18 protein-coding genes are annotated in these 23,442 nt (G+C 61.8%); 9 read left to right on the top strand and 9 right to left on the bottom strand.

The window, feature by feature from the left end; all coding sequences use genetic code 11:
* Nucleotides 1–179: 179 nt before the first annotated feature.
* On the top strand, nucleotides 180–1,751 hold the full coding sequence (locus P5205_13500) for an MFS transporter (GenBank protein HSA11377.1): 1,572 nt from the start codon (nucleotides 180–182) through the stop codon (nucleotides 1,749–1,751).
* A 308-nt stretch (nucleotides 1,752–2,059) separates the two neighbouring features.
* Here the strand turns inward: P5205_13500 and P5205_13495 are convergent, their stop codons facing one another.
* The 5 genes from P5205_13495 to P5205_13475 form a co-directional block, all read right to left on the bottom strand.
* A complete protein-coding gene (locus tag P5205_13495) occupies nucleotides 2,060–3,190 on the bottom strand; it encodes an ATP-binding protein (protein HSA11376.1) in 1,131 nt (376 codons plus the stop codon).
* Nucleotides 3,191–3,278: 88 nt separating this feature from the next.
* Entirely contained in the window at nucleotides 3,279–4,568 is a 1,290-nt protein-coding gene (locus tag P5205_13490; protein HSA11375.1) for a hypothetical protein, read from the bottom strand.
* Between the two features lie 174 nt (nucleotides 4,569–4,742).
* Nucleotides 4,743–5,423: a metal-dependent hydrolase gene (locus P5205_13485; protein HSA11374.1), complete on the bottom strand. Its 681-nt coding sequence runs from the start codon at nucleotides 5,421–5,423 to the stop codon at nucleotides 4,743–4,745.
* 14 nt (nucleotides 5,424–5,437) lie between these two features.
* A complete protein-coding gene (gene rpoD / locus P5205_13480) occupies nucleotides 5,438–7,048 on the bottom strand; it encodes an RNA polymerase sigma factor RpoD (protein ID HSA11373.1) in 1,611 nt (536 codons plus the stop codon).
* Nucleotides 7,049–7,746: 698 nt separating this feature from the next.
* On the bottom strand, nucleotides 7,747–9,324 hold the full coding sequence (locus P5205_13475) for a DUF2961 domain-containing protein (GenBank protein ID HSA11372.1): 1,578 nt from the start codon (nucleotides 9,322–9,324) through the stop codon (nucleotides 7,747–7,749).
* A 219-nt stretch (nucleotides 9,325–9,543) separates the two neighbouring features.
* On the opposite strand from P5205_13475, the gene P5205_13470 reads away from it, so the two are divergent.
* From P5205_13470 to P5205_13440, 7 genes are all read left to right on the top strand, one after another.
* On the top strand, nucleotides 9,544–10,251 hold the full coding sequence (locus P5205_13470) for a vWA domain-containing protein (GenBank protein HSA11371.1): 708 nt from the start codon (nucleotides 9,544–9,546) through the stop codon (nucleotides 10,249–10,251).
* Nucleotides 10,252–10,283: 32 nt separating this feature from the next.
* A complete protein-coding gene (locus tag P5205_13465) occupies nucleotides 10,284–11,045 on the top strand; it encodes a hypothetical protein (protein ID HSA11370.1) in 762 nt (253 codons plus the stop codon).
* A 92-nt stretch (nucleotides 11,046–11,137) separates the two neighbouring features.
* Nucleotides 11,138–12,880 carry a phosphate ABC transporter substrate-binding/OmpA family protein gene (locus P5205_13460; GenBank protein HSA11369.1) on the top strand — a complete coding sequence of 581 codons (1,743 nt, stop codon included), beginning with the start codon at nucleotides 11,138–11,140 and terminating at the stop codon, nucleotides 12,878–12,880.
* 104 nt (nucleotides 12,881–12,984) lie between these two features.
* Nucleotides 12,985–13,857, top strand: coding sequence for an ABC transporter permease subunit (locus P5205_13455; protein ID HSA11368.1), 873 nt, complete (start codon nucleotides 12,985–12,987; stop codon nucleotides 13,855–13,857).
* 3 nt (nucleotides 13,858–13,860) lie between these two features.
* Entirely contained in the window at nucleotides 13,861–14,772 is a 912-nt protein-coding gene (locus tag P5205_13450) for an ABC transporter ATP-binding protein (protein ID HSA11367.1), read from the top strand.
* Nucleotides 14,773–14,831: 59 nt separating this feature from the next.
* Complete coding sequence (locus P5205_13445) at nucleotides 14,832–15,812, top strand: hypothetical protein (GenBank protein HSA11366.1); 981 nt, start codon at nucleotides 14,832–14,834, stop codon at nucleotides 15,810–15,812.
* On the top strand, nucleotides 15,812–17,611 hold the full coding sequence (locus P5205_13440; GenBank protein ID HSA11365.1) for an AAA family ATPase: 1,800 nt from the start codon (nucleotides 15,812–15,814) through the stop codon (nucleotides 17,609–17,611). The genes P5205_13445 and P5205_13440 overlap by 1 nt, the downstream gene beginning before the upstream one ends.
* Nucleotides 17,612–18,642: 1,031 nt before the next feature.
* Here P5205_13440 and P5205_13435 read toward each other — a convergent pair.
* On the bottom strand, nucleotides 18,643–19,686 hold the full coding sequence (locus tag P5205_13435) for a J domain-containing protein (protein ID HSA11364.1): 1,044 nt from the start codon (nucleotides 19,684–19,686) through the stop codon (nucleotides 18,643–18,645).
* Between the two features lie 312 nt (nucleotides 19,687–19,998).
* Here P5205_13435 and P5205_13430 point away from each other — a divergent pair, with 312 nt between their 5' ends.
* Nucleotides 19,999–20,226, top strand: a complete 228-nt coding sequence (locus P5205_13430) for a hypothetical protein (protein ID HSA11363.1) — start codon at nucleotides 19,999–20,001, stop codon at nucleotides 20,224–20,226.
* Between the two features lie 22 nt (nucleotides 20,227–20,248).
* Here the strand turns inward: P5205_13430 and P5205_13425 are convergent, their stop codons facing one another.
* From P5205_13425 to P5205_13415, 3 genes are all read right to left on the bottom strand, one after another.
* Nucleotides 20,249–20,593 (bottom strand): HPF/RaiA family ribosome-associated protein, encoded by a 345-nt coding sequence (locus P5205_13425; GenBank protein HSA11362.1) that lies wholly within the window; start codon nucleotides 20,591–20,593, stop codon nucleotides 20,249–20,251.
* Nucleotides 20,594–20,684: 91 nt separating this feature from the next.
* Nucleotides 20,685–21,128, bottom strand: a complete 444-nt coding sequence (locus P5205_13420) for a DCC1-like thiol-disulfide oxidoreductase family protein (GenBank protein ID HSA11361.1) — start codon at nucleotides 21,126–21,128, stop codon at nucleotides 20,685–20,687.
* 198 nt (nucleotides 21,129–21,326) lie between these two features.
* Nucleotides 21,327–23,387 carry a UvrD-helicase domain-containing protein gene (locus tag P5205_13415; protein ID HSA11360.1) on the bottom strand — a complete coding sequence of 687 codons (2,061 nt, stop codon included), beginning with the start codon at nucleotides 23,385–23,387 and terminating at the stop codon, nucleotides 21,327–21,329.
* Between the last annotated feature and the right edge of the window lie 55 nt (nucleotides 23,388–23,442).

Below are 23,442 nucleotides of genomic sequence, written 5' to 3'. Positions count from 1 at the left end.
AGCTCTGTGAATAACTTTCATGAAAACACCACTTGCAACCCAGAGAATATCTCACTCCGGACGGTAAGTGGGGGGGAGTACGGCCTTGGAAGCCAAGCTTTTGGACTGCACACGGCGCTTAACACGTAGACCGGTGAGTTGCTGGGCAAGACCCCAGGCAGACACTTCAGCGCAGAATTATGAGCGATTCCAAGAAGAGTATGTTCGTAACGGATGACGGAAAGAACGTGACATTCACGTTCATCCTCGTCACCTCGCTGTTTCTGCTCTGGGGGTTCTGCAACGGGATGATTGACGTGATGGACAAACACTTTCAGGACCAGCTCCATCTGACCAAGGCACAGTCGGCATGGGTGCAGTTTGCCCACTACATGGGCTACACCCTCATGGCGCTGCCCGCGGGCCTGCTGACACGGAGATTCGGGTATAAGGGCGGCATCCTCTTTGGACTCGTGCTCGTCTCGCTGGGTGGGTTCTGGTTCATGCCAGCGACGCACATCTCGGCATTCTGGGCTTTTCTGCTGGGAGTATGCTTGATCGCCATGGGTTTGACGGTGCTGGAGACGGTCGCCAATCCCTACACCACGGTGTTGGGCCCCAAGGAGCGCGGTCCCGCCCGCATCAACCTGGCCCAATCGTTCAATGGCATCGGCTGGATCCTTGGTCCCATCGTGGGTGGAGCGTATTTCTATTCAGACGGCGGGGTTGAGGTGGCGCACGGCCGGCTATACATCCCCTATCTGGGGATAGCGATCATCGTGCTCATTCTGGCGGTGATTTTCTTTTTTGCCAACGTGCCCGATATACGGACGGAGGATGCCTATCACACGGACGACAACCTGCCTCTGCCCGATACCCCCGCGCAGCGCGCCAAAGAATACAACCGCATCCTGATGTACTGCCTGATGTTCCTTAACGTTTGCGTGTTGGGCTTCGCTGCCTACATGATTTTGCATTTGATCCTGCCCGCCTGCAGTGTCAGTGAGGAGAACACCGCGCGCCTGGTGCCAATCATCGTCGGGCTCCCTCTGGTGGTTGCCGGCTTAATGCTGGTCCCCATAGCAAAGAGCATCACCTTCCACAATATTTGGGCGCACCCGCACTTCTCCTCGGCAACGTTGTCCCAGTTTTTATATGTCGCCGCTCAAGCCGGCATCTTCAGTTTCTTCATCAACTACATCATCTCCGAGATGCCGGCGATCTCCAGGGCAACCATGGATGGCTGGTTGATCAGCGGCAATGCCGTCCTGCGGGACGGCGCCTATTTTGTGAACGAGAAGGGAGCAACCCGGCTGCTGGGTTGTGTGGGCTTTGTCCTGTTCTGCCTCGGCCGGTTTGTCGGGGCCGCCGTGATCAGCAAGGCTCCCGCGCACCGCGTGCTGGGAACTTACGCCTTCCTCAATGTCCTCCTTTGCAGCGTTGTGGTGCTCAAGCTTGGCTGGATTTCGGTCATTGCGGTCTTCCTGACCTTCTTCTTCATGTCCGTCATGTTCCCAACGATCTTCGCCCTCGGCATTCACGGCTTGGGCACCCAGTCCAGGAAGAAGGCCTCGGCCTTCATCGTCATGTCGATTACGGGGGGTGCGCTCATGCCGAAATTGATGGGGCACCTCGGTGACATCTACAATATGTCAGTCAGCTTTTGGATGCCCTTGGTCTGCTTCGCGCTGATCGCGCTCTATGGATTCACATGGTCGAAGCTTAGCCAGTCTGAAGGCATTCGTGGCTTGAAAACCTCCGGCGGGCACTGATGGACGAATCCTACGAGCAAGCCCGCGTCCGTCCCGGCTCGCCTCGAATCCAGCTCCAGTTCGCTGACATGAGATTTGTAGCCTTTAGAGTGCAGGTGTGATAGCTAGTGCCGTTTGCCATCGCCTGCCAGACTTCAACTATTTCAGGCTATTTGAGTTGATTTCATGTGATTGAGGCGCTCGGCGGGTACGCGCATTCCCCTTATTTTGTAGGGCTATACTGAGTGTTTCGACGAATTTCGTAGGACAGATCAGGGAAGAAATATAAATCCCTTCGGGACAACGTTAGCCCGTCGGGGAAGATTCTCCTATGCGCGAATTTCCATCGGCGTGCAAATGTGCACCGCCAAGTTACCGTAGTGCTTGTCGTAGGCTTGGTCTGCCGAGGGGGTCACGAGATAGTTGCGGCCCTTCGGGTAGTAGCTTCGGAAGAGCTTCAGGGCCGAGCTTTCAAACGAGCTCGCGTCCCATTTGCACTCGATGGCGTCCACCGCATCGCGACGGTGCGCGAGGACGAAATCCACTTCGCGCCCCTGTTTGTCACGCCAGTAGCGGGGAGGGGTGTCCGGCAGATGAGCCTGTAGATGTTCCAGCACAATGTGTTCCCATAGCTGGCCGAGGTCGTCCGGGCGCAGCGGATCCCAACCGCGTGCAAAACTCACAAAGCCGGTGTCGAACGCATAGACCTTGGGCTGCTTGACAATCTCGTTTTGTCCCCCGCCGTGAAAGGGACGCAGCACCGTGACGGCGTGGGTGATGTCGAGAGCGCGCAGGTGGCTTTCCACAGTCGCGCGGGTGATGCCGATGGCCGAGGCCGTCCTGGTCACTTCAAATTGTCCACCGCTCTGCCGGAGGAGATATTCAAAGAGAGCGTTAAAGCGATCCAGATCGCGGAAACCGAAGAGCCGCTGAATGTCGCGCGCGAAGAATGAATCCATCCACTCGCGGTAGAGCGCAGGGCGTTTGGTGTCGGCGAGAAGTGCGGCTGGCAGGCCGCCGTGGAAGAGTCGCTTCGGCAGGGGCACGCCAAAGGCCGGCAGCTCGTCCCAGGTTACGGGCAGAAGGTGAACCGTGCGTTTGCGGCCAGTCAGAGTGTCCCGGAATTTTCTGCTGGCGGCGAGGGTGGAGGAGCCGGTGGCCAGAATCCGCAATTTGGGGAATATGTCGGCGCCGATTTTCAGGAGACGGGTGGGATCGTGAAGCTGGTGGATCTCGTCGAAGACCACGATCGGCTTTGTGCAGGAGCGAAAGAACATCTGCGGGTCGCGGACCATGTCCTCGACGACGGGCAGATCGCAGTTGACGTAGATTGCGCGGTCGGCGCCGAGGGCTTCGGCGAGGGTGGTTTTGCCGGAGCGCCGAACACCGCAGAGCCAGGCGATGGGGGCCTCCCGCCAAGCGTCCTCAATACGCTGCCGCCAAAATGGTCGTTGAATCATGCCATTGGACTATGCTGAAAGGTTTACCAAATGTAAAGTATGGTAGCGGCGTTGGCCGAGTGGGGGCCAGAGCTACGCTTGGGAAGGATCAGGCGACTTTCTCCTTTTGGAGATGGACTACGTTGGCGGGGGCCTCTGGGACGATGGACCAGAACTTCGCAACGTCGGCAGGTTTCACAAGGCCCTTGTATTTGCGGTGGACGATGTCGGGGGAATTGCCGGCCCATTTGGCGGTTTTGCCTTCGTGCTCATATAGGGCGTAGTGGTAGCTGACCGCGGTGTGGCGCAGGTAATCCTGAACCCACGGCTTGAGCTGGGGCTTGGTCTTGTCTTCGGTCTTGGGGCCGAAGCCGGCGGTGCGCTTGATGGCATCGAAGTCGCGGCGCCAGTTGGTGCCTTTGATCGGGGTGCGCCGGGCAATGTGTGGCGAAAGCCATTGGAAGAGATTGGAAGGGAGTTTGATTTCCTGGCCGGTGGCGTCCTTTCGCGTGAGACGGACGGCCTCGATGGTGCGGCGACCACGCATCTTGGCGACTTTGCCGCTGACGGTGATGGTCTCGGACTCTGGGTCGATGTTGCTCCAGGAGATGCGCTTCAGCTCTTGGTCAGGGCGCAGGCCGGCGAAGAGAGCGAGGGCGACGAAAGGAACAAGCTTGCCTTCCTTATGGGCGCGAGCAGCGTTCATGAGGGCAGTGCACTCGTCAAGGGACAGAACGGCTGGCTCGGCTTCGTCGGATTCGATGCGGTCGATTTTGGCGACGGGGTTGACCGGGGTGAAGCCTTTCTCCTGGGCCCAAGCGAAGAAGCCGTTGAGGACGCGCCGGTAGTTGTCGCGTGCTACGGGGCCGCGGCCAGGTTGGTTGATGAGGTCGCGAACGAGGTCTTCGGAAATATCGCTGACGAGCTTCTTGCCGTGGTCGGCCTTAAGGGCACGGCATTTGGTTTCGAGGTTGCGGATGGTGAGGGGGCGTTTGTTGGCGGCTTTCTTCTCGGCGACGAACGCGCTGAAGGCGTCCCCTACGCTGCACTTCTTGAGCGGGTCGCGGTAGTTGTCCAGGAAGAAACGGATGGCGACGAGAAGGGGACGACCTTCGAGCTGGGCGTAAGCTACCTCGGCTTCGGCGGCCTGCTCGGGCGTTAGCCGCGTGATCACGGGACGCGCGGCACCCTGGAGATTGGCGGTCTGAATCTCGAGCTCCTGCAGGCGGGCGACGGCCTCTCCGTGCGTGCTGTAATTCTGGCGGATTCGCTCGCCATTGAGGGTCCAACCGGTGACGCGATAGGCAGTGGCACCGCCGGGGTTGGTGAAGGCGATGACGCGGAAGACGCCCTTTCCTTTTGGTCCGGGTTTGCTGCCGTTCTTTGCACGTGCTCTCATTTGCCCCTAATTTGCCAAATAGTTTGGCAAATGGCAAGCAAGGAGTGAAATAATAGCGCAAATGTTAGGGAAACGTGAGATTGGGAATTGGCTTATGAGTCCTCTGCTCTACCCCTGAGCTACTCTGGCAAGCCGGCAGAATTATCTCCCTTAGCCACAGCCCTCTGTCAATCCCTAGAAATTGTGGTTTTCGCCCGGCAGCAACAGGTGCAGGCGCTGGCGCGCCGCCTTGAATTGCTCGATGGCGGCGGACGGATCAATCTTGATGGGCGGAAAGGTGTTGTAATGCAAGCCGAGGATTTCCGAACAGCGGACGAACTCGGCAGCCTTGATGGCGTCGTCCACACCCATGGTGAAATTGTCCCCGATGGGCAGCGCGGCAAACAGCAGCCTGGTGGAATCGCCGATCAGCTTCATGTCGAGCGTCAGCGCGGTGTCGCCGGCGTAGTAGAAGTTGCCTTCGGCACTCTCGACAACGAAGCCGCCGGGATTGCCGGCGTAGGTCCCATCCGGCAGGCTGCTGGAGTGAATGGCGTTGACGTACTTGACACGGCCAAAATCAAATTGCCAGCCCCCACCATGGTTCAGCGGGTGGGTTTTGGAAAGGCCCTGGTTGCCGAACCAGACCGTGATCTCGTAATTGGAGACAATGGTCGCGCCGGTCCGCCGGGCGATTTCCGCCGCGTCGGCCATGTGGTCTGCGTGCCCGTGCGAAATAAGGATGTAATCCGCCGGGACTTGCTTCACGTCAATGGCCCTGGCCAGTTCGTTCCCAGTGATGAACGGGTCGAAGAGCAGCGTCTTGTTCGCGACCTGGGCCGCAAAGCAGGCGTGTCCGTAGTAAGTGACTTTCATGGCGAGCGCCAACTCTACGCGGCTTTCTCTTCGGTGTCGAGGAAGCCTTGCAGGTGGCGGACGCGGGTGGGGTGGCGCAATTTGCGCAGGGCCTTGGCTTCGATCTGGCGAATGCGCTCGCGGGTGACGCTGTACATCTTGCCAATTTCCTCCAGGGTGCGCTCATAGCCGTCCACCAGGCCGAAGCGCATTTCCAAAATCTTCCGCTCCCGCTCGGTGAGGCTGGTCAGCACGTCGCCCAGCTTCTCTTTAAGCAGGCTGTAGCTGGTCACGTCCGAGGGGTTTTCGGCCGTCTTGTCTTCGATAAAGTCGCCCACGCTCACGTCGCCGTCGTCCCCGACCGGCGCGTGCAGCGAGATGGGTTGCTGGGCCATCTTCAACAGCGCGTTGATCCGGGAGACCGGCATGTGCATTTCGTCGGCGACCTCCTCGGGGGTGGGCTCGCGGCCCAGTTCCTGCGTGAGCTGCTTTTGCGCGCGCCAGAGCTTGTTCATGATCTCGATCATGTGCACCGGGATGCGGATGGTGCGCGCCTGGTCGGCGATGGACCGGGTTATTGCCTGCCGGATCCACCAGATGGCGTAGGTGGAGAACTTGTAGCCGCGCCGATACTCGAACTTCTCGACGCCTTTCATCAGGCCAATATTGCCTTCCTGAATCAGATCGAGGAAAGACTGTCCGCGATTGGTGTATTTCTTGGCTACGGACACCACCAGGCGCAGGTTGGCTTCGGCCATGTGGGTTTTGGCCTGGTGCGCCCTGTCAGCGGCACGCTTCAACTGCTCAAGCGTCTGGAAGAATTCTTCGCGGGGCAGGCGGACGAACTGCTCGAGGGCGCGCATCCTGGCGCGTTCGGCTTGCAAGGCGGACTGTTGGTCGGCCGATTTGCGCCGGGATTCCAGCTCCTCGACGCGCCGCAGACTGCCCTTGAACTTCTCATGGACGTTGCTCGCCACCAGGATCATGTCCTCCAAAACCCTTTGCTTGTAAAAGAACCTGGGGAAGACCTCTTGCAGCTTCCGGTCGAACTTCTGGAACTTGAGGTGAAGTTTCTGACGGCGGCCCTGGGTGGGGCACTTCTGCCAGGCGATGAACTTATCATCCACGCTCGTGTCCAGCACCCGGACCGTCTTGATTAACGCTCGCAGCTCCCGGAGATGGGCCTCGCGGTTGGGGACCTTCTTGTCCACCACCACGCGGTCGAAACGTTCCTTAGGTGGTTCGGAGAGAAGCTTCTCGGCGATGGCGATGTGCTCCTTGGCGGTGAAGCCGAGGCAATAGACTAACCGCTTAATGTCGGCTTCCGCCTCCTCGATGCGCTTACAGATTTCCACCTCCTGCTCCCGGGTCAGCAAGGGCACCTTGCCCATCTGATTCATATACATCCGCACCGGGTCATCCAATACCTCCAGGCGGGTGTCTTCTTCTTCCTCAGGTTCGGCGGGTTTGGCTCGCTCCACCTCCGCGTGGTCTACTATCTCGACGTCGAGGTTGCGCAGCTTCGTGTAGAGATCGTCCAAGTCCTCCGGTGAGAGACCGTCCGGCAAGATGTCGTTGATGTCGTCGTAGGTGACGAACCCATGCTCTTGGGCCAGGTGAAGGAGGGTCTTGATGGTCTCGGTCAAATCCACCGCTCGACTGGGCTTGCCTGGAGTCAGAGCCGGATGGTTGCTGGCGTAGGTGGCCTTGGCTTGGGAAGCTGTGCGGGCCTTCGGCTGAATCGGCTGAGTATGGGAGGGGGCTTTTGTGGGTAACCGGTTGAGGCCGTGCGCTTTATGGGAAATCACGAAACGGCGGAATGGGCGGTGCGTGCTAATGGCGGCCGGCCGCCCTCTGGGGCGGCCACGACGGCCAGCCCGGTTACCCGATTTGCTCTCTTTCCTGTTGACCATAAGTAATCAGACGCACACAAGCCCTTTTAGTTCAGATATTTCCGCAGGGCGTGCTACGGCGGCAATTCATCTTTGGGACATCTACACGGACCGCCCACTTAGGCGTTCGAAGACCGCAAGCACCAGAAGGCTGACGCAATTGCAATGTACATTATTCTACCAAAAACTCAAACTCCTGACGCTGTTTCCGGCAGGCGGTCTTAGCCACCGGGCGCGAGGCCCGAACCAACCCCGAATGGCCAATTTTGCAATTTTACGGGCAATCTGCAAGGAAAATTATCAGCAAAATACGGCAATACGGCAAAAATGGCTATACGTGAGGCTGGTAGAGGTGGTGCCGCTCCGCAGTATCCCCGCATTGCTCACTTCTTGGGGCGCGTTGCCAGCCCCTGCAACCGGCCAATTCCAGAGTTCCCGGGGTCACTTGCCGGTCATTTCCTGGCTTCGCTCAACTGGAATTTGTCCAGCAGCAGCCGGTTTCCTTTTGCCCTTTGATCCGGGCATAGGCTGACGAACTTGAGCACATGAGGTCCGGCTGTGAGCTCGGCCTCAGCTGGCCCTGTCTCAAATAGGCCGGGAATCGGGGTTGGCTGGTGGAGATTGATCGGGTCGGTGGGCTTTAGATCGTCCAGCTGGAGCGCAAAGGTGCCGCCCGGCTCGCTGCGGCTCAGCCGGGTGACGACCCGGTAGCGCCCGGCTTTGGCTATGGAGAAAGGGAGGGTGAGTGTGGCGTTGGTTTGGACAGCATCCCATTGGAGAGCGTACTGGCCGCTGAACAGGTCGCCCCAGAATGCCATGCCGGCTTCTTCGACTTTCCCGCCGGTAGTTGTGGCTGCATCCACGAGATCTTCGCCCTCCCATCGTCCGCCGCCATGGTCATGCGGACGCAGGTAGTGTGGCATGCGGTCTTGAACCGAAGGCAGCTCCGCGCGGGCAGACGGCCGACCGGTTTGATACCAATAAGCAACGCTGGAGTACCAGTCTGAGCGTTCATTCCCTTGCCAACCGTGCTCGATGTTCACCAGTAGCGACTTGCGGAATGGCACCGGATCGGCCAGGTGATAGCGATAGACATTCCACAAGTCACCCGGTTTCCAGGCCTCCGGCCAGCGCCATTGGTTCAGGTCCTTGCCCTTGAGATCGGCGGTGCAGTGCTCCAGGATGCCCGCTTGGTTAAACCGTCCGCGCAGCGGCGCGCCGAACTGGGCGTAGCCGAACTCGTGGCTGTAGCACCAGGCGCCGCCGAAATCATCCTCCGAACCTGTGCCCGCGATGGAGGGCTTGGTTTCGCCGTCCACGTAGATGGCGAAGTCGCCTTCACCCCACCAGCTTTCATCCCGCTGTTCAACCGACAGGTTGCATCCGGCAAAATGGCCCTGGCCGCCGTCAGTTTGCAATATCAGGTAAGGCTTTCCCTTCTGTGGAGGAAAAGCCTGGCGGTAGGCGGCGAAAAAATGCAGGCCGTCGGGCAGCGGCTGCTCCAGCTTCCGATAATCAACCTGGAAGTAGAGCGCGCTGCAATCCTGCGCTCCCTCGTTGGCGATAGTGAGACGCGCCATCTTCTTGAAGGGCATGGGCCAATAGGAGTTGAGCCCGCCATGTGTGCCTGCGGCCAGTGGCTGGCTGGCATAGGAGTAGGTCTGCGCGTGGCCGAGGCCAAAGAAATCGCCCAACGGGGACTCCACGCAAGGCTCAGCCGGGTCATCGAAGTAGATTCGCAGCACCAGTTTCCGCAGCGCGCTGCGCGACGGATAGAGATGAGTAAACCAGATGTGCGTAATGACGCCGGGGCCCTCCAAGTTGGCAAGCGTAAGAGATTGGCCCGCGTTAACGCGTCGCATGTCCATGTTGCCGCTGGAGGGGTCGGAACTGGAAACGCGGTGTGCGGTGAATTTCTGCAAATGCAGGAGGCAGTCGAGGCTCTGGGCCTGCGTGGCCTGGACCGGCAACAGCAGCGCCAGAATCCCAGGCAGCAGAATGGCTGGCCGAATAGTGCGTGAGGCGATCATCGGGAACGATTATCGGAAAGCAAAAACACGGGCAAGCTCGCGAATCATACTGTCCTTGCCACGCTGCGCTTTCCGGCCCGGGATGCTGGTTACAAACGCCAGCAGCTTTTATAGATGCGGAGCGCGGCGCAAAATTGGATATATTGACAGCGCGTGAAGCAACTGCTACCCCTGCAATGTTGCGTGCGGTTAGCAGAGGGAGAAAGGCTCAGGTCTAGTATGAAAATTATTCTATCGCTCGCTGTTATGATGGCTCTGGTTGCGCTGGGGCAAGGGACAACCTGCAACGCCGCCGATGAAGACGGCGTCGCACTCGCCATTATCTACGATACTTCCGGCAGCATGAAAGACCCGGTGCGTGACGCCAACAACCGGTCTTCACCCAAGTACATCATCGCCAACCGCGCCCTGGCGGCGGTGGCAAAGCAGATTCAAGCCTACGCCGACAGTAACGCAGGGGGCGTGCCCCGGAAAGTCGAAGCCGGTCTGTTCGCGTTCAGCGGCGACAGCGCGCGGGAGGCCGTTAAGTTCGGGCCGTTTGACGCGTCGGCGCTTGAGAATTTCGCCCAACGTTTCTCCCGTCCCGTTGGCAACACGCCGCTGGGCAACGCCTTGAGCATCGCCACCCGGGCGATCATGAATTCCCCCCAGCCTCGCAAACACGTGCTCGTCATCACGGACGGCATGAACACGGCGGGGCCGGCGCCGGCGGCGGTGTTGCCCCGGCTGCAGCAGCAGGCGCAGGACAAGAAGGTGACGCTATCCGTTCACTTCGTGGCCTTCGACATCAACGCGAAGGTCTTTGATTCAGTCAAGAAGCTCGGCGCGACGGTCGTGAGCGCGTCCGATGAAAAGCAGCTTAACGCGCAATTGGAGTACGTGCTCCAGCGCAAGATTCTCCTCGAAGATGAGGAGCCAGTGAAGTAGAAGTAGCCAGCACCCAAAAGAAAGGACTACCTATGTTCAGAGCGATCAAGCGGTTGTTTATATGGATGGGCCTGATGGCCGAGAAGGCCACGGAGACGGACGCGATTAACCAGGCGGTGGTGGAGCGCGGCATCCGCGACTCGAAATCCAAGGCCGACAAAGCGCATTATGCCAACGGCCAGCTGGCCGGGCAGATCGCGCTGTTGCGCGATCAGATCAAACGCCAGGAACGCCAGCGGGCGGACCTGCAGTCGCTGCTCCAGGCGGCGGCGGCGGCCAATGACGAGGCCAACGGAGCGCATTACGCCGAGGAACTTGCCGCCCTGGAAGCGGATCTGAACGATAACAAGGCTCAAACGGACAACCTTGATCAGCTTTACAGGCAGAACACGGAGATCATAGCCGAGAGCTTGCGTGAGATTCAAAGATTCCAGCGCGAATTCGAGGCGGTCAAGGCCAAGGTCGCCATCGGCCGCTCGCTCGAAAGCCTGGCGGGCATGATGAAGAGTTCAATTACCGAATTGCAGGGCATGATGGGCGGCGAGATGGGCCAGTCCATGCAGCAACTCCGGCAGTCCGCCGCCTCTGGCGAGGGTCAGATGCGCGCGACGCTTGACCTGGCCAAGGAAATGGGCTCGGGCATTGCCCGCCAGCAGGAGGCCCGCAAGATGCGCGGAGCGGCGCTGTTTCAGGAATACAAGAAGAAGATGGGCATGGTGCAGCCGGAAGCGGCGGCGGCGGCGAAACCAGCCCCCACGCCGCAGCCGGAGCGGCAGAAGATACCAGAGCAGTGACCGCCAGAAATCCCAATGTCCAACTCGTGAAATTGAACACGAATCCAAATACGGCGAGTTAACCAAGCAGTGAACATTTAAGGAAAGATCTTATGACAACACGTGGGAAGATTGTTTTGACTATTATCATCCTGGCCGTGGTCGGCTTTGGGATGTATCGCTGGTGGGACAAGATCGCGCCCCAGAGCCGGTCCCAGAACGTTTCCGTCAACCCGGCCGAGGTGAAACGGCAGATCAAAGAAGCAATCGCCCCGCCCGAAGACGCCAGCCAGTACCTCCTGGCCGGCACAAATGTGGCGACGCTGGTCCAGCGGTCCGGCATTCCCGCGGTGACGGGAGTTAGCGACTACAAGACAGATATGAAGGACGGGAAGCTGGTGATCGAGTTCCCGATCAACGTCTGGCCCGGCTGGGCGCCTATCATCGTGGCCAACCAGGGGTTGGAGCCGAATGACCAGAGCATATTTGCGAAGAAATACGGCTTCTACGTGCGCCTGGCCATCGTGGACGATCCGGTCAAGGCGCGCGATCTGTTCGCGAGTGGCCAAAGCCACATTCTGTGGGGCACACTGGACATGATTGCCTTGTTCGCGCCCGAGCTGGTTAAGGACTCCAGAACCGTGCCCGTCGTCTGCCAGCAAATTGACTTTTCCGCGGGCGGCGACGGCGTGGTGGCCAGGGGCGAGATACGGAGCATCAACGACCTGCGAAGCGTTGCCGGCCAGCGCAAGAAGGTTGTATTGGCGCAAAACTCGCCAAGTCACTACTTGATCATGTCGCTGCTGATTGATGCGGGAATTGACCCTGGGGACGTTGACTTCAGGTGGGCCGCGGATGCTCCGTCGGCGGCGAAGATATTTGTGCAGGACGAGTCGTACGATGCCTTCGTTGGCTGGTCGCCGGACATCTACAACGTCACCGACAAGCTGAAGGGCACTCGGTTGGTGGTGACGACCGGGACGGCCAATCACCTCATCGCGGATGTATGGGCGGTGCGCAACGACTTTTACAAGGACCATCCGGAGATCGTGAAGAACCTGGTGCGGGGCATCTTCGAGGGCATGGACATGGTGCGCAAAGACCCGAAGATGGCGGCGCGCGCACTGGCGGCGGCCTTCAAGCTGCCGGAGGAGGAATGCGGCAAGATGATCGGCGGCGACGGCGGGATTGTCGAGGGCGACGCCCACCTCACCAACTACCGCGAGAATGCGAAGTTCTTCCTGGACCCGTTCAACCCGGCGAACTTTGAGGTGGTATGGAACAGTGCCTCGACCATCTACAAATCGTTAGGCACGATCAGCAAGACCGTGCCCGCCGACCAGGTCAAAGCCCACCAAGTCCTGGCCGCCCTGTCCGGGGAATATAAGGACGTGCGGGATCTGTCGCAGCCCACCTTCAAGCCGAGCGCGCTCATGAATCTCAGCGCCGAGGCGGGCGCGGGCCAGATTCTGACCAAGGCGGTGCTGATCTCATTCGAGCCGAATAAATCCGTGCTCAACCCGGAATATGACTCGACCATCCCCAACACGCTGGAGGAAATCGGCAAACTGGCCGGCAGGTTCGGCAACGCCTACATCATTATTGAAGGCAACACGGACGCCAGTCGCAAGGGCATCGTGCCCACCGACCTCGTCCGGCAGCTCTCCTACGACCGCGCCGACGCCGTTCGCCGTGCGATCATGGACAAATACAAGTTCGACCCGAACAAGTTCAAGGTGGTCGGCAATGGCTGGGAGAATCCGCTGCCCGGCTGCACGGACCCGAGCAACGCCGAGCACAACAAGAAGAACCGGCGCGTGGAGGTCAAGGTGTTCCCGCTGGAAGCCGGGTCCTGACCGGCGACACACGTTACCTGAGGTGCCTGGTTACAGGGGCCGGTCTCACGCCACACCCATGTGACTGCGTAGCGATGTAACTCTGTAGCCTGGACGAATATCCCATGGCCGAATTCCTGCGTTTCCTCACCTTTGCCACGGTGTTCGTGGCTGTCCTGACACTCGTCGTCCGTCTCGCCCGGCTACAGGTCAATGCGGATTCTTCCTACGCCCGAACGGTGGGATTGACGGTCGCCTTCGTCGGGATGGTCCTGGCGGCCTGGTGGTTTGTCACGCGCGGCGGCGTCGAACATCGGCTCGTTCAATCGCTGATCCTGCCTAGCCCGATGGAAGTCCTTCAGGCATTCAAACCGTTGCATGTTGAACAGGGCCTGGTCCGCAGTGCCTTTCACTCGTGGCTTCGCGTCACCGCCGGGTTCGCCCTGGCCACACTGGTTGCCGTGCCACTGGGGGTTTACATGGCCAGCTTTCCATCCGTGGCTGCGTTCTTCCGGCCCCTGGCGCTGGCGGGCGCTTACGTTCCCATCGTGGTGCTCATCCCGCTGAGCATGACGTGGTTTGGCACCGGTGAGGCCCAGAAGATCGGGTTCCTGTTTATCGGCTGCTTTGTCGTTCTGCTGCCACTGGTCATTAAGGACATCGCGGATGTCCCATCCGCCTTTCTCGACGTGGCAGTCACGAAAGGCGCGTCGCAGTGGCAACTCGTTCGACACGTTCTGTTTCCGGTGGCCCAGGCCAACATCTGGGACCACCTCCGCGGCGTTTACGGCGTGGGCTGGGGGTGGATTATCATGGCCGAGGTGTTTGTCCGGCCGGAGTATGGCCTGGGCGGCTTAATCGAGGTCTCCACGCGGCGGAGTCAAACCGGCTCGGTTTATGCGATTATCATTGTCATCGTCCTGATCGCAGTGGCTTGCGATCAATTGTGGCGGTTGGGCGGCGAACTCCTATTCCCTTATCGCAAGACAGCCGAGTGAGTTATGCCTGAGACGACCCACCCCAGTGACGGCGCCGCACCGCAGCAACCGAAGGACGGTCAAGGACAAGGCAGTCTGGCGGCCACGCCAGAACCAGTGCTTCTCAAGAGGCTTGATGTGGTGTCCTTCAAGCAGGTCTCCAAGACCTTTGGCGTCGGGCCGGACGCCAAGCTCGCGCTCCAGGACGTCAACTTCACAATCGAAGACCTGCCGCATGTTGGCGAGTTGATTGCCATCGTGGGACCTTCCGGCTGCGGAAAATCCACCCTCCTGCGCATACTGGCCGGGTTGAAGCCCCATTTCCCTCCCACCAGCGGTGAGGTGCGCGTGCTGGGCAAGCCAGTTACGGACCCTGGACCCGACCGGGGGCTGGTGGATCAGAAATACTCGCTCCTGCCGCATCTGCATGTGCTCGAGAATATCGCCTTCGGTTTGAAATTGCGCGGCGTCGCTCGCTCCGAACGCCTGGACCGGGCCTCCGAGTGGGTGAAGAAAGTTGGTCTGGAAGGCTCGGAGAAGAAGTTCCCCTCCGAGCTTTCCGGCGGCATGCAGCAGCGCGTGGCCATAGCCGCCACCCTCATACTCCAGCCGCGCATCCTGCTCATGGACGAGCCCTTTGGGGCTTTGGATCCGGGCATCCGCCTGCGCATGCAGGAGTTGCTTATCCAATTGTGGGACGAACAGCAAAGCACAGTCTTCTTGGTGACGCACTCAGTCGAGGAGGCGGTTTACCTGGGCGACCGGGTGTTCTTGATGGCGGCCAACCCTGGGCGGCTGGTCGAGATACTCAAGGTGCCGCGCCCGGCTGAGCCGCCCGAAGAGAGCCGCCGCAAGCCGTGGTTTGTCAACTTCTGTCAGACGCTGCTGCGGCGGCTGGAAGAGGCGTCATCCACGCCGCCGGGAGTGCAGGTGTAGGCTCCGAAGTTTTATGTGTTGCTGAGCTGTCGCCTGTAATAGACTGCGCGAAGAGCCGCATGGACCAGCAAGCGCCAAACTATCACCGCGAGTTTCTGAAGAGCCCGCAGCACGCGGCGCTGGGACTGTTGACGCTGGGGGCGGGCTTCGTCAGCGGGATGATTTTGCCGCTCATCGCTGGGGCGACCTGTTACACGCTGGGCTGGATTTACCTGCCTGACCTGCCGTTCTTCCGCCGCTGGGTGGATCGCCGCCGCGAAGCCCTCAAGCGGGCGGAGGACGCCCGCAAGGTCGCCGCCTTTGTCCAGCGTCGCAACGCCCTCATCGGCTCGCTTTCGTCCGAACGCCGTGAGTGCTACAACCGTCTCGTGGCGGTCTGCCAGGACATCGAAACCGCCAGCGCGGACAATCTGCTGGCCTCCGCCGACCCGGCCACTGATCCGCGCTTGCGCAAACTGGATGAGTTGATGTGGACCTACCTGCGCTTGCTCGGCATCCAGGAGTCCCTGGAGCAGTTCTTGCAGACCGAACGCAGCGAGAACCTGCCGGTGGTTTTGAAGAATGCCGAATCCGAGGCCGCCCGGCTCGACGCCGAAGTCGAAGCTCTGAAAGCCAAAGGCGACGCCGGCGCGATGGAGACCAAGCAACGTTACCTGGCCTCGCGTCTGGAGCGGCTGGAGGTCCTGCGCAAGCGCCAGCAACGCAGCGAGCAGGCCGAGGCGAACCTCGCCCTGGTGGTCTCCGAGCAGGAACGCCTCGACCAGCAAATCAAGCTGATCCGTGCCGATGCCGTTGCCACCAAGAATGCGGAGACCCTCACCGCCCGCATTGACGCCACTGTCGAGCACCTCGACCAGACCAATAAGTGGCTCTCCGAGATGGACGAGTTTAAAGACCTCGTCGGCGACATGCCTTCGACGGAACTCCGCGTGGGCTACCAGCCTGTGGGCGCGCCTGCGCCCGCCGCCGCCGCGGCACCGCCGGTTATTGAAAACGCGCCCTTCAAGAAGACCTACCCGGCGCGCCAAAGGCAGGGGTAATGAAATCCGCCGCTGCATCGCCCGCACCCGCCAGCGCCGCTGCCCGGCTGCCCCTCACCGGCTGGGCGCTCGAACTGGCCCGCCGCTGGAATGGCGGCACCTACTCGCTTTTCATCCTCCATGGCAACATCTTTGACCTCTTTCCCGTTCAGGACCATGGCAACGTCCGCTACGAATCGCTCAAGACCTTCCTCGTCAGCCGTCTGTTCCCGGAGCGCGGCTGTCTGCTTTTCTACAACATCAGCAACGGCCTGAGCTTCGGCTCCGCCGAAATGCAGAAGCGCTTCTTCAAATGGCTGGCGGATTACGACAGCGTCGAGAACACCGCCTTTCATGCCTCCGGTCCGCCGCGGGACTTCCTCCACCTGGCACCCCTGCTGCGTCGGTTTTTCCTGCGTGTTGCCGAGGAGAAAGAGAAGTGGCGAGGGATCACCCTGGTGATTGATTTTCCGGAGAAGCTCATCCCCGCCTGCGAGGAGGCCAACGCCAGCATGGAGGAGCGGATGAACCTGGTCACGTTTCTCGAGTGGGCCGCGTCGCAGGAGCTCGCCCGGTTGGATATTGGCGTCGTGCTGGTGTCTGAATCGGCTGCCGAGCTCCACGCCGACTTGCTGCAAAGTCCCCACGTCTGCCAGGTTCGCATTGATCTGCCCGATGCCGAGGAGCGGCTGCGCTTCCTCAAGTCGGGCTGGGCCGAGCACCTGGCGGGAGGCAAACCCACTTCCGATTGGAGCGATTTCACCAGCGAGGAGCTCGCGGCTCGCACCTCGGGGCTGAACCTGCTGCGCATCCGCCACTTCCTGGCCGCGGCCATCCGCAACGGCATCCGCGTGACGCAAGAGCACGTGACCGCGAGCAAAAAGCGGCTGATCGAGGAATATTGCCAGGGCCTGGTGCGCTTCAAGGACCCGAAGCCCGGCGTGAGCCTCGACCGGGTCGCCACCCATGCCGCCGCCAAGCAGCGGCTGCGCGAGCTGGCCTGGCTCATCAAGAACGGCAAGACCGACGTGCTGGAACGCGGCGTGCTCGTTCCCGGACGCGTCGGCGTCGGCAAATCTTTTCTGATTGACTGCTTTGCCAGCGAGTGCGCGCTGCCCGTCATGGAGATGGGCGAGTTTCGCTCCAAATGGGTTGGCGACACCGAGCGCCAGCAGGCGCGCATCCTCATGACCATCCGCGCCCTGGGACCGGTGATTGTGGTGGTGGATGAAGCCGACGCCGTCTTTGGCACCCGCGAGGCCGACGGCGATAGCGGCGTGTCCGGGCGCGTCTTTGCCGCCTTCGCGGCTCATATCGGGGACTCCTCCCTGCGCGGGCGCGAGCTTTGGGTGGCCATGACGTCGCGGCCGGACCTGCTGGCCATAGACATGAAGCGCCAGGGCCGCTTTGGCTTGTGCATCCCCCTGTTTCCCGCGCAGGGGCCGGAGGATGTGCTGGAGTTGTTTGCCACGGTGGCCAGGGTGAAGGGGATCGCGCTTGCCCAGCCCAGCTTAACCTACATCCGGCAAAACCTGGGTGCCCGGCCGCTCACCGGCAGCGACGTGGAGTCCATCCTCATCCGCGCCAAAGAGCGGGCGGTGCTGGCGAAGCGGGACGACGATGTGCAGCGGCGAGACCTGGAGGAGGCGGTCAGCTCCTTCATTGACCCGCTCGATCCGGAGCTGCTGAAGCTGCAGGAGCTGGCCGCCGTCCTGGCCTGCTCCGACAAGCGTTATTTGCCCGAGCAATACCTCAAGGGTGACCGCGCCGCCCATCTCGAAGACTTTGCCCGCCTCAAGCTCCGCGCCGGGCGGCGATGAAGCCGCGCAGCCCCAGCTCCCTTAGAGCCTGTTTGAAAATGCCAGTCTAAGCCGGGTGTGGACACCCGGCCTACAGGGAATCGGCGAAAAGGCGCGATCCTGTAGGCCCGGTCCCCTGACCGGGCGAATTCTCAAACAAGCTCTATGGGAGGGGAATGGAGGTCCGTTTGCCCGGATTTGACTCAACTCACTGAAATGGATGTACTTGCAACGGATTTGGCCCGCAAGGGCCTGTATTTTGGCCCTGTGATCGCAACTGCCGCAACGGCAGTGGGTTACGTCAGGGGGGCGGCGGGATGTCAAGGCTGTATCCACGGTGTGGATACGGTGTGGATATGGCGCGTATACGGTGAGACTCCTTCGGGTGGCGCCGCCTGGTCCCGGGGGGCTTCCATTAACCTCACACCCGGCTCCAGCCCCAAAAGGCAGCCATAGTTGGCATCTCCGCAGCCCTTGCCTCTCGCGGCAGAGTCCAGGTGCGTGATTAGAAGCATCAACCTGTCAGCCGCCTGCCCCTGCGAAGCAGCCCGGACAACCCGCCCTGAAGCCGCGGATGGCCGGGGCCCAAAGTTGGTCCCGGCCGTCTAGTGGCCATGGGGTGGCCGTCTAGTGGCCGTCTAGTGGCCGTCCCGGTGCCGCTCTCACCCCGTTTCCAGATCATTTATGGCACTTGGATTGTCCCCCCACGAACCTTGTCGGCTCGGAAATGCGCGCCGGGATAGAGCCGGTCCGCGAAAGCCTCCCGCCCCGGGGGCCGGTGTGCCTTGCGGGCAAGGTCGGCGAAAACCAACTGGGCTACATCCTGGGCGCGATGCGAGTCGCCGTTCACCTGCCGCAGCACTGCCAAATAAGCCAAGTCCGAGTGCCGCTGAACCAATTCCGCAAAGGCGTCCTCGGATTGGGACTCCGTGCGGCAGCGCAGCAATTCACCATCTCACGCACTGGAGAACGAGGCCTGCTGCCCGGATGTGGCGCCGGGAATGTCCGCTGGGTTGGCTGAGTCGTGCAGGCGGTGGTGCGGGCGGGCGAGCTTACTCGCGAGGGTTAAATCGGGACTCGCGCGCGAGATGCTCCCAGAGCTTGCGCTCGGACTCTGTGACCCGCCGGGGCACCTCGATCCGGGTCTCCACGATCAAGTCACCGCTCCCGCCGCCGCGCTGCGGCAGGCCGCGACCGCGCACCCGCAGCTTTTGGCCGTTTTGCGTCCCCGGCGGAATCTTGATCGCCACGCGGCCGCCCAGGGTCGGCACGGAGATGTTGGCCCCCAACACCGCCTCCCACGGGGCGATTTGGGCTTCGTAGATGAGGTTGTGATTCTCCACCTCGAAGTCGGGGTGCCGCGCCAGGCGCACACGCAGGTAGAGGTCGCCGGCCGCGCCGCCCCCCGCACCCGCCTCGCCGCGCCCGGCCAGCCGCAGCCGCTGGCCTTCAGTCACGCCCGCCGGGACTTTCACCTGCCAGGTCTCCGTCCGGGCGACCTGGCCTGCCCCGCCGCAGGCCTGGCACACGCGGCGGTTGCGATGACCGCTGCCGCCACACTGCCCACACGGGAGCGCGTGGCGCACCGACACGGACCGGACGGAGCCGCGCGTGGCTTCCTCCAGCGATACGAGGATGTCGCCCTCGATGTCCTGGCCGCGCATTTCCTCCTCGGCGAACGGGCCGCGCCGCCCAAAGCCGGCTGCGCCCCGGCCTGCCGCGGAGCTGAACAACTGCTCGAAGAAGTCGCTGAAGCCAGTGCCGCCGAACTGAAACTCAAAGGCCTCGCTGCCAGGTCCGCCGCCCTGCGCCGGCCTGCCCCGGCCGAAGGATTGCCAGCCCGGCGGCGGACGGAACTCGGCGCCGGCCTGCCAGTTGGGTCCCAGTTCGTCATAGCGCTTGCGTTTGGCCGGGTCGCCCAGGACCTCGTAGGCCTCGTTGATCTCTTTGAACTTCTCCTCCGCCTGCTTCTTGTTCTTGGCGACATCCGGGTGGTACTCCCGCGCGAGCTTGCGGAAGGCCTTTTTTATGTCGGCCTCGCTGGCGCTGCGGGGCACCTTTAGGATTTCATAGTAGTCTCTGTACTGCACTGGCATAACCTGGGTCACTCATTACCGCACACTCGGCCGCCCCACGCCAGACAAATTGCCCGGTGGTTGTTTGCGCTCCGATCCGTAGCGAACTGCGAACACGCTTCCTCGATCGCTGAAGGTCGGGCGCGCTTGCCGAGAGCGCCGGGACAGGCCAAAACCGCCCTGCGTTCGCCAAGGATTGGGCGGCCAATCGTTTCTGGGGAAGGGGCTGGCGTTGAGCCGTGATTTGGGCTATGGACAAGGCAGCCGGCCACCGGCCCGGATGGCCGCCGGTGAGCGGTGCGTCGAGCCAGTGGTCCGGCCCCCGTCCTTACAATGAAAAAGAACGCAGCGTCGAAGCAGTCAAAGGGCTGGTTGACCATTTTGGTCTTTGTCGTGCCATGCTTGTGGGCGCTGGCCGTCCGGTATTGGGATTGGATGCTGGCCACTATCGCCGGGCTTTTGTCGGTCTATCTGGTGCTGGAGGTCTGGGTTCTGGTGAAGGCCCGGCGGGCGGCCAGGCGGGATCGCGAACGGCGGGAAGACAAGACGCCTGGCACGTGATCCACCGGGCGGAAGCCGCCGCTCAGAGTTTGCGCCGCGCCACCCGCCGCCAGTCCGGCTCGCGGCGCAACTCGGACTTCAGCCCCGCCAGCTCGCGCAGCAGCGCCTTGACCGCGAGGTCAAGCACCGTCACCGGGTCGGCGCCGGACTTGTTGCTCTGCAGCACGTTGGAGGGCACCCGCAGCGTCAGGGCGACCTCGAACCAGTCGCGCTTGGCGTGCCGCTCCAGCACGACCTGCAAATGGACCGCGTCGGCTGGGAAGTGCGTCAAATGAGCCTCCAGCTTGGCGATCTTCTGCTCGAGCTTGGACTGCAGTTGCGCGTGGGGGCGCATGTGTTTGGCGACCACGTTCCATTTCAGTGTCATAGAAATTCAACGCTGCAACTGTCCCGCGCTACGCACGGGTGGGAGTGTTTCTTGCGTGACGCCGGGTTTGACGTTGCGGGTTGCCATCCGATCAAACACTAGCCCGCCGGCCGGGTTTGTCAAAGGAACGGTGTGCCGCGCCCCAGGCAAGGCGTGTCAGGGCTGCGAAGAATCGGCGGTGCCGGGCCACCAGGCGGTAGGTCCACTCGGCGGCGCGGGCGAAGAGCGGCCAGCGTTCATACCAATTGAGCAGCCGCGCCCGGCGGGGGCCCTGGGCGAGCGCGCGCAAGACCGCCACCGCGCCGCCATAAACGCGGCCGTCCGGCTCGATCAGTTGCACCGCAGTCTGGAACTGGCCGCGGGGCACTTCGGGGAATCGGCGCGCCACGCCCGGGTCCTGGAACGGGAGGTAATCGAGGTGCGCGCCGGTGGTCTTTTGCCACCGGCGGACGCACAGCGAGCAGATACTGCAGTCGCCGTCGTAGATCAGCAGCGCCCGGGCCGGGGGCGCGGCCACTGCCAGAGAGGATCGCACACGGGAACCTAACCTGTTTGGCGAGCCCACGCCACCAGCAAGCCTGCCGCTGCGGGTGAGGCGGAGGGCTTGGGCTTAGAGCCTGTTTGAAAATGCCAGTCTAACTCCGGGTGTGGACACCCGGCCTACGGGGAATGGGCGAAAAGGCGCGATCCTGTAGGCCCGGTCCCCTGACCGGGCGACTTCTCAAACAAGCTCTTAGCCCAGGGCGGCGCGGAGGAGGGCGAACTTGGCTTTGCCGGATTGGAGGGTGACGGGCTGCCTGGCTTTTTCGTCGGCGTGCTCGACGAGTTCGGGGGGCAGGTCTTTGAGAAAGGGGGAGGGATGGCAGGGGACAATGGCGCCGTATTTCTTGCGTCCAGCGCAATGGCTGATGGCCAGGGTGTGCATGGCCCGGGTGACGGCGACGTAGAAGAGGCGCCGCTCTTCGTCGAGGGTGTTCTCGGCTTTGGAGCGCGAGTGGGGCAACAGGCCGTCTTCCATGCCGACAATGTGGACGTGGGGGAACTCCAGCCCTTTGCAGCTATGCATGGTGATGAGCGTGACGGCGTCGCCCGGCGAGTCTTCCTGTTCCTCCTCGCGCTCGGTATCAAGGCTGATTTGTTGGAGGAAGGCTTCCAGGCGGTCGAAGGGAGGGTGGGAAGCGCCGTCGGGACCGTCGAGGGTGGCGATGAGGTCTTTGAGGTTGCGCAGGCGGTTTTCGGCGGTCTCGGGGTTGCGCTCGGAGCGGCGCAGTTCGGCAAAGTAACCGATCTGGTCGAGGAAGTGCGAGGCCCAGGTTTGTAGCGCGCGCGGGTCGCGGGAGAGGCTCTCGGTGTGGAGGCGTCCGCCTGTGTGCTCGATGAGTTTGACGAAGGCTTCGAGGTTCTCGCGGGTGCGAGACTGAAAGGTGGTGGTGACCGCGGGGTTCTTCATGGCGGCAAAGACGGGGCATTTGCGCTCGTGGCTGGCGGCCAGGAGGCGCTCCATGGTGACATCGCTCAGGCCCCGGGCCGGAACATTGGCGATGCGCAGCAGGCTCACGTCGTCATTGGGGTTCAGGAGGGTCTTGAGGTAGGCGAGGAAGTCACGAACTTCGCGCCGGTCGAAGAAGCTCTGGCCGCCGATGAGGTGATAGCGGACGCCGGCCTGCCGGAGGGCGGTTTCGAGTGGCCGGGATTGGGCGTTGATGCGGAAGAGAATGGCCTGCTCCGACCAGGGCACGCGTTGGGTGAGGCGGGCGTATTCGATCAGTTCGGCAATGGCGCGGGCTTCCTCTTCGTCGGTGGCAAAGGCGTGGAGGGTGATTTTCGGGCCGTCCCCCTTTTGGGACCAGAGGGTCTTGCCGCGCCGGCGGACGTTGTGCCGGATGATGGCGTTGGCGGCGTGGAGGATGGTGTTGGTGGAGCGGTAGTTTTGTTCGAGCTTGATGACGCGGGTCTCGGGGTAATGTTGTTCCATGTCAAGGAGGTTGGAGATTTCCGCGCCGCGCCAGCCGTAAATGCTCTGGTCGTCGTCACCGACGACACAGAGGTTGCGGTGCTCGCAGGTGAGGGCGTGGACGAGCTTGAACTGGGCGGCGTTGGTGTCCTGGTATTCATCCACCATGACGTAGCGGTAGCGGGTGCGGCAGGATTCGAGCGCGTCGGGGTGCTCGCGGAAGAGGCGGAGGGTGAGGAGGATGAGGTCGTCGAAGTCCACGGCATTGCAGGCGCGCAGGGCGGACTCGTAACGGGAGCGGATGTGCTCGGCCATGGCGCGGACGCTCGGATCGCCAAAGGCCGCGGCACGCTGCCCGCCGTTGCGGAAGCGGCTAAGGAGGCTGAGGATAGCGGCGGGGTCGGCCTTTTCTCCCTTGGCGGAGATTTGGGCCAGGATTTTCTTGATGGCGCCGAGCTGCTCGGATTCGTCGTAAATGACAAAGTTGCGCTTGTAACCCAGGCGCTCAATGTGCTGGCGGAGGATGCGCACGCAGAGGGAATGAAAGGTGCAGAGGGTGGGTTGAGCGTCGGGGGGTGGTGACTGGGCGGCGGCGCGGCGGTGTTGGGCTTTGCCGCGGATGAGTTTTCCGACGCGCTCCAGCATCTCGCGGGCGGCTTTGTTGGTAAAGGTGACGCCAAGAATGTGGGCGGGCGCAATGCCGCGGTCAATGAGGTGGGCGACGCGACAGGTGATGACGCGCGTCTTGCCGGTGCCGGCGCCGGCCAGGATCAGGACCGGTCCGTGGATGGTCTCAACCGCCAGGCGCTGCTGGGGGTTGAGCGTATTGAGATCGAACATCGCGCGCGGAGTCTAGGGGGCAGCGGAGTGAAGGCAAGCGGGATTGGGGCGGCGG

Source organism: Candidatus Paceibacterota bacterium (assembly GCA_035452965.1).
Taxonomy (GTDB): Bacteria; Verrucomicrobiota; Verrucomicrobiia; order Limisphaerales; family UBA8199; genus UBA8199.
This window is presented reverse-complemented; position numbering and strand designations above follow the sequence as displayed.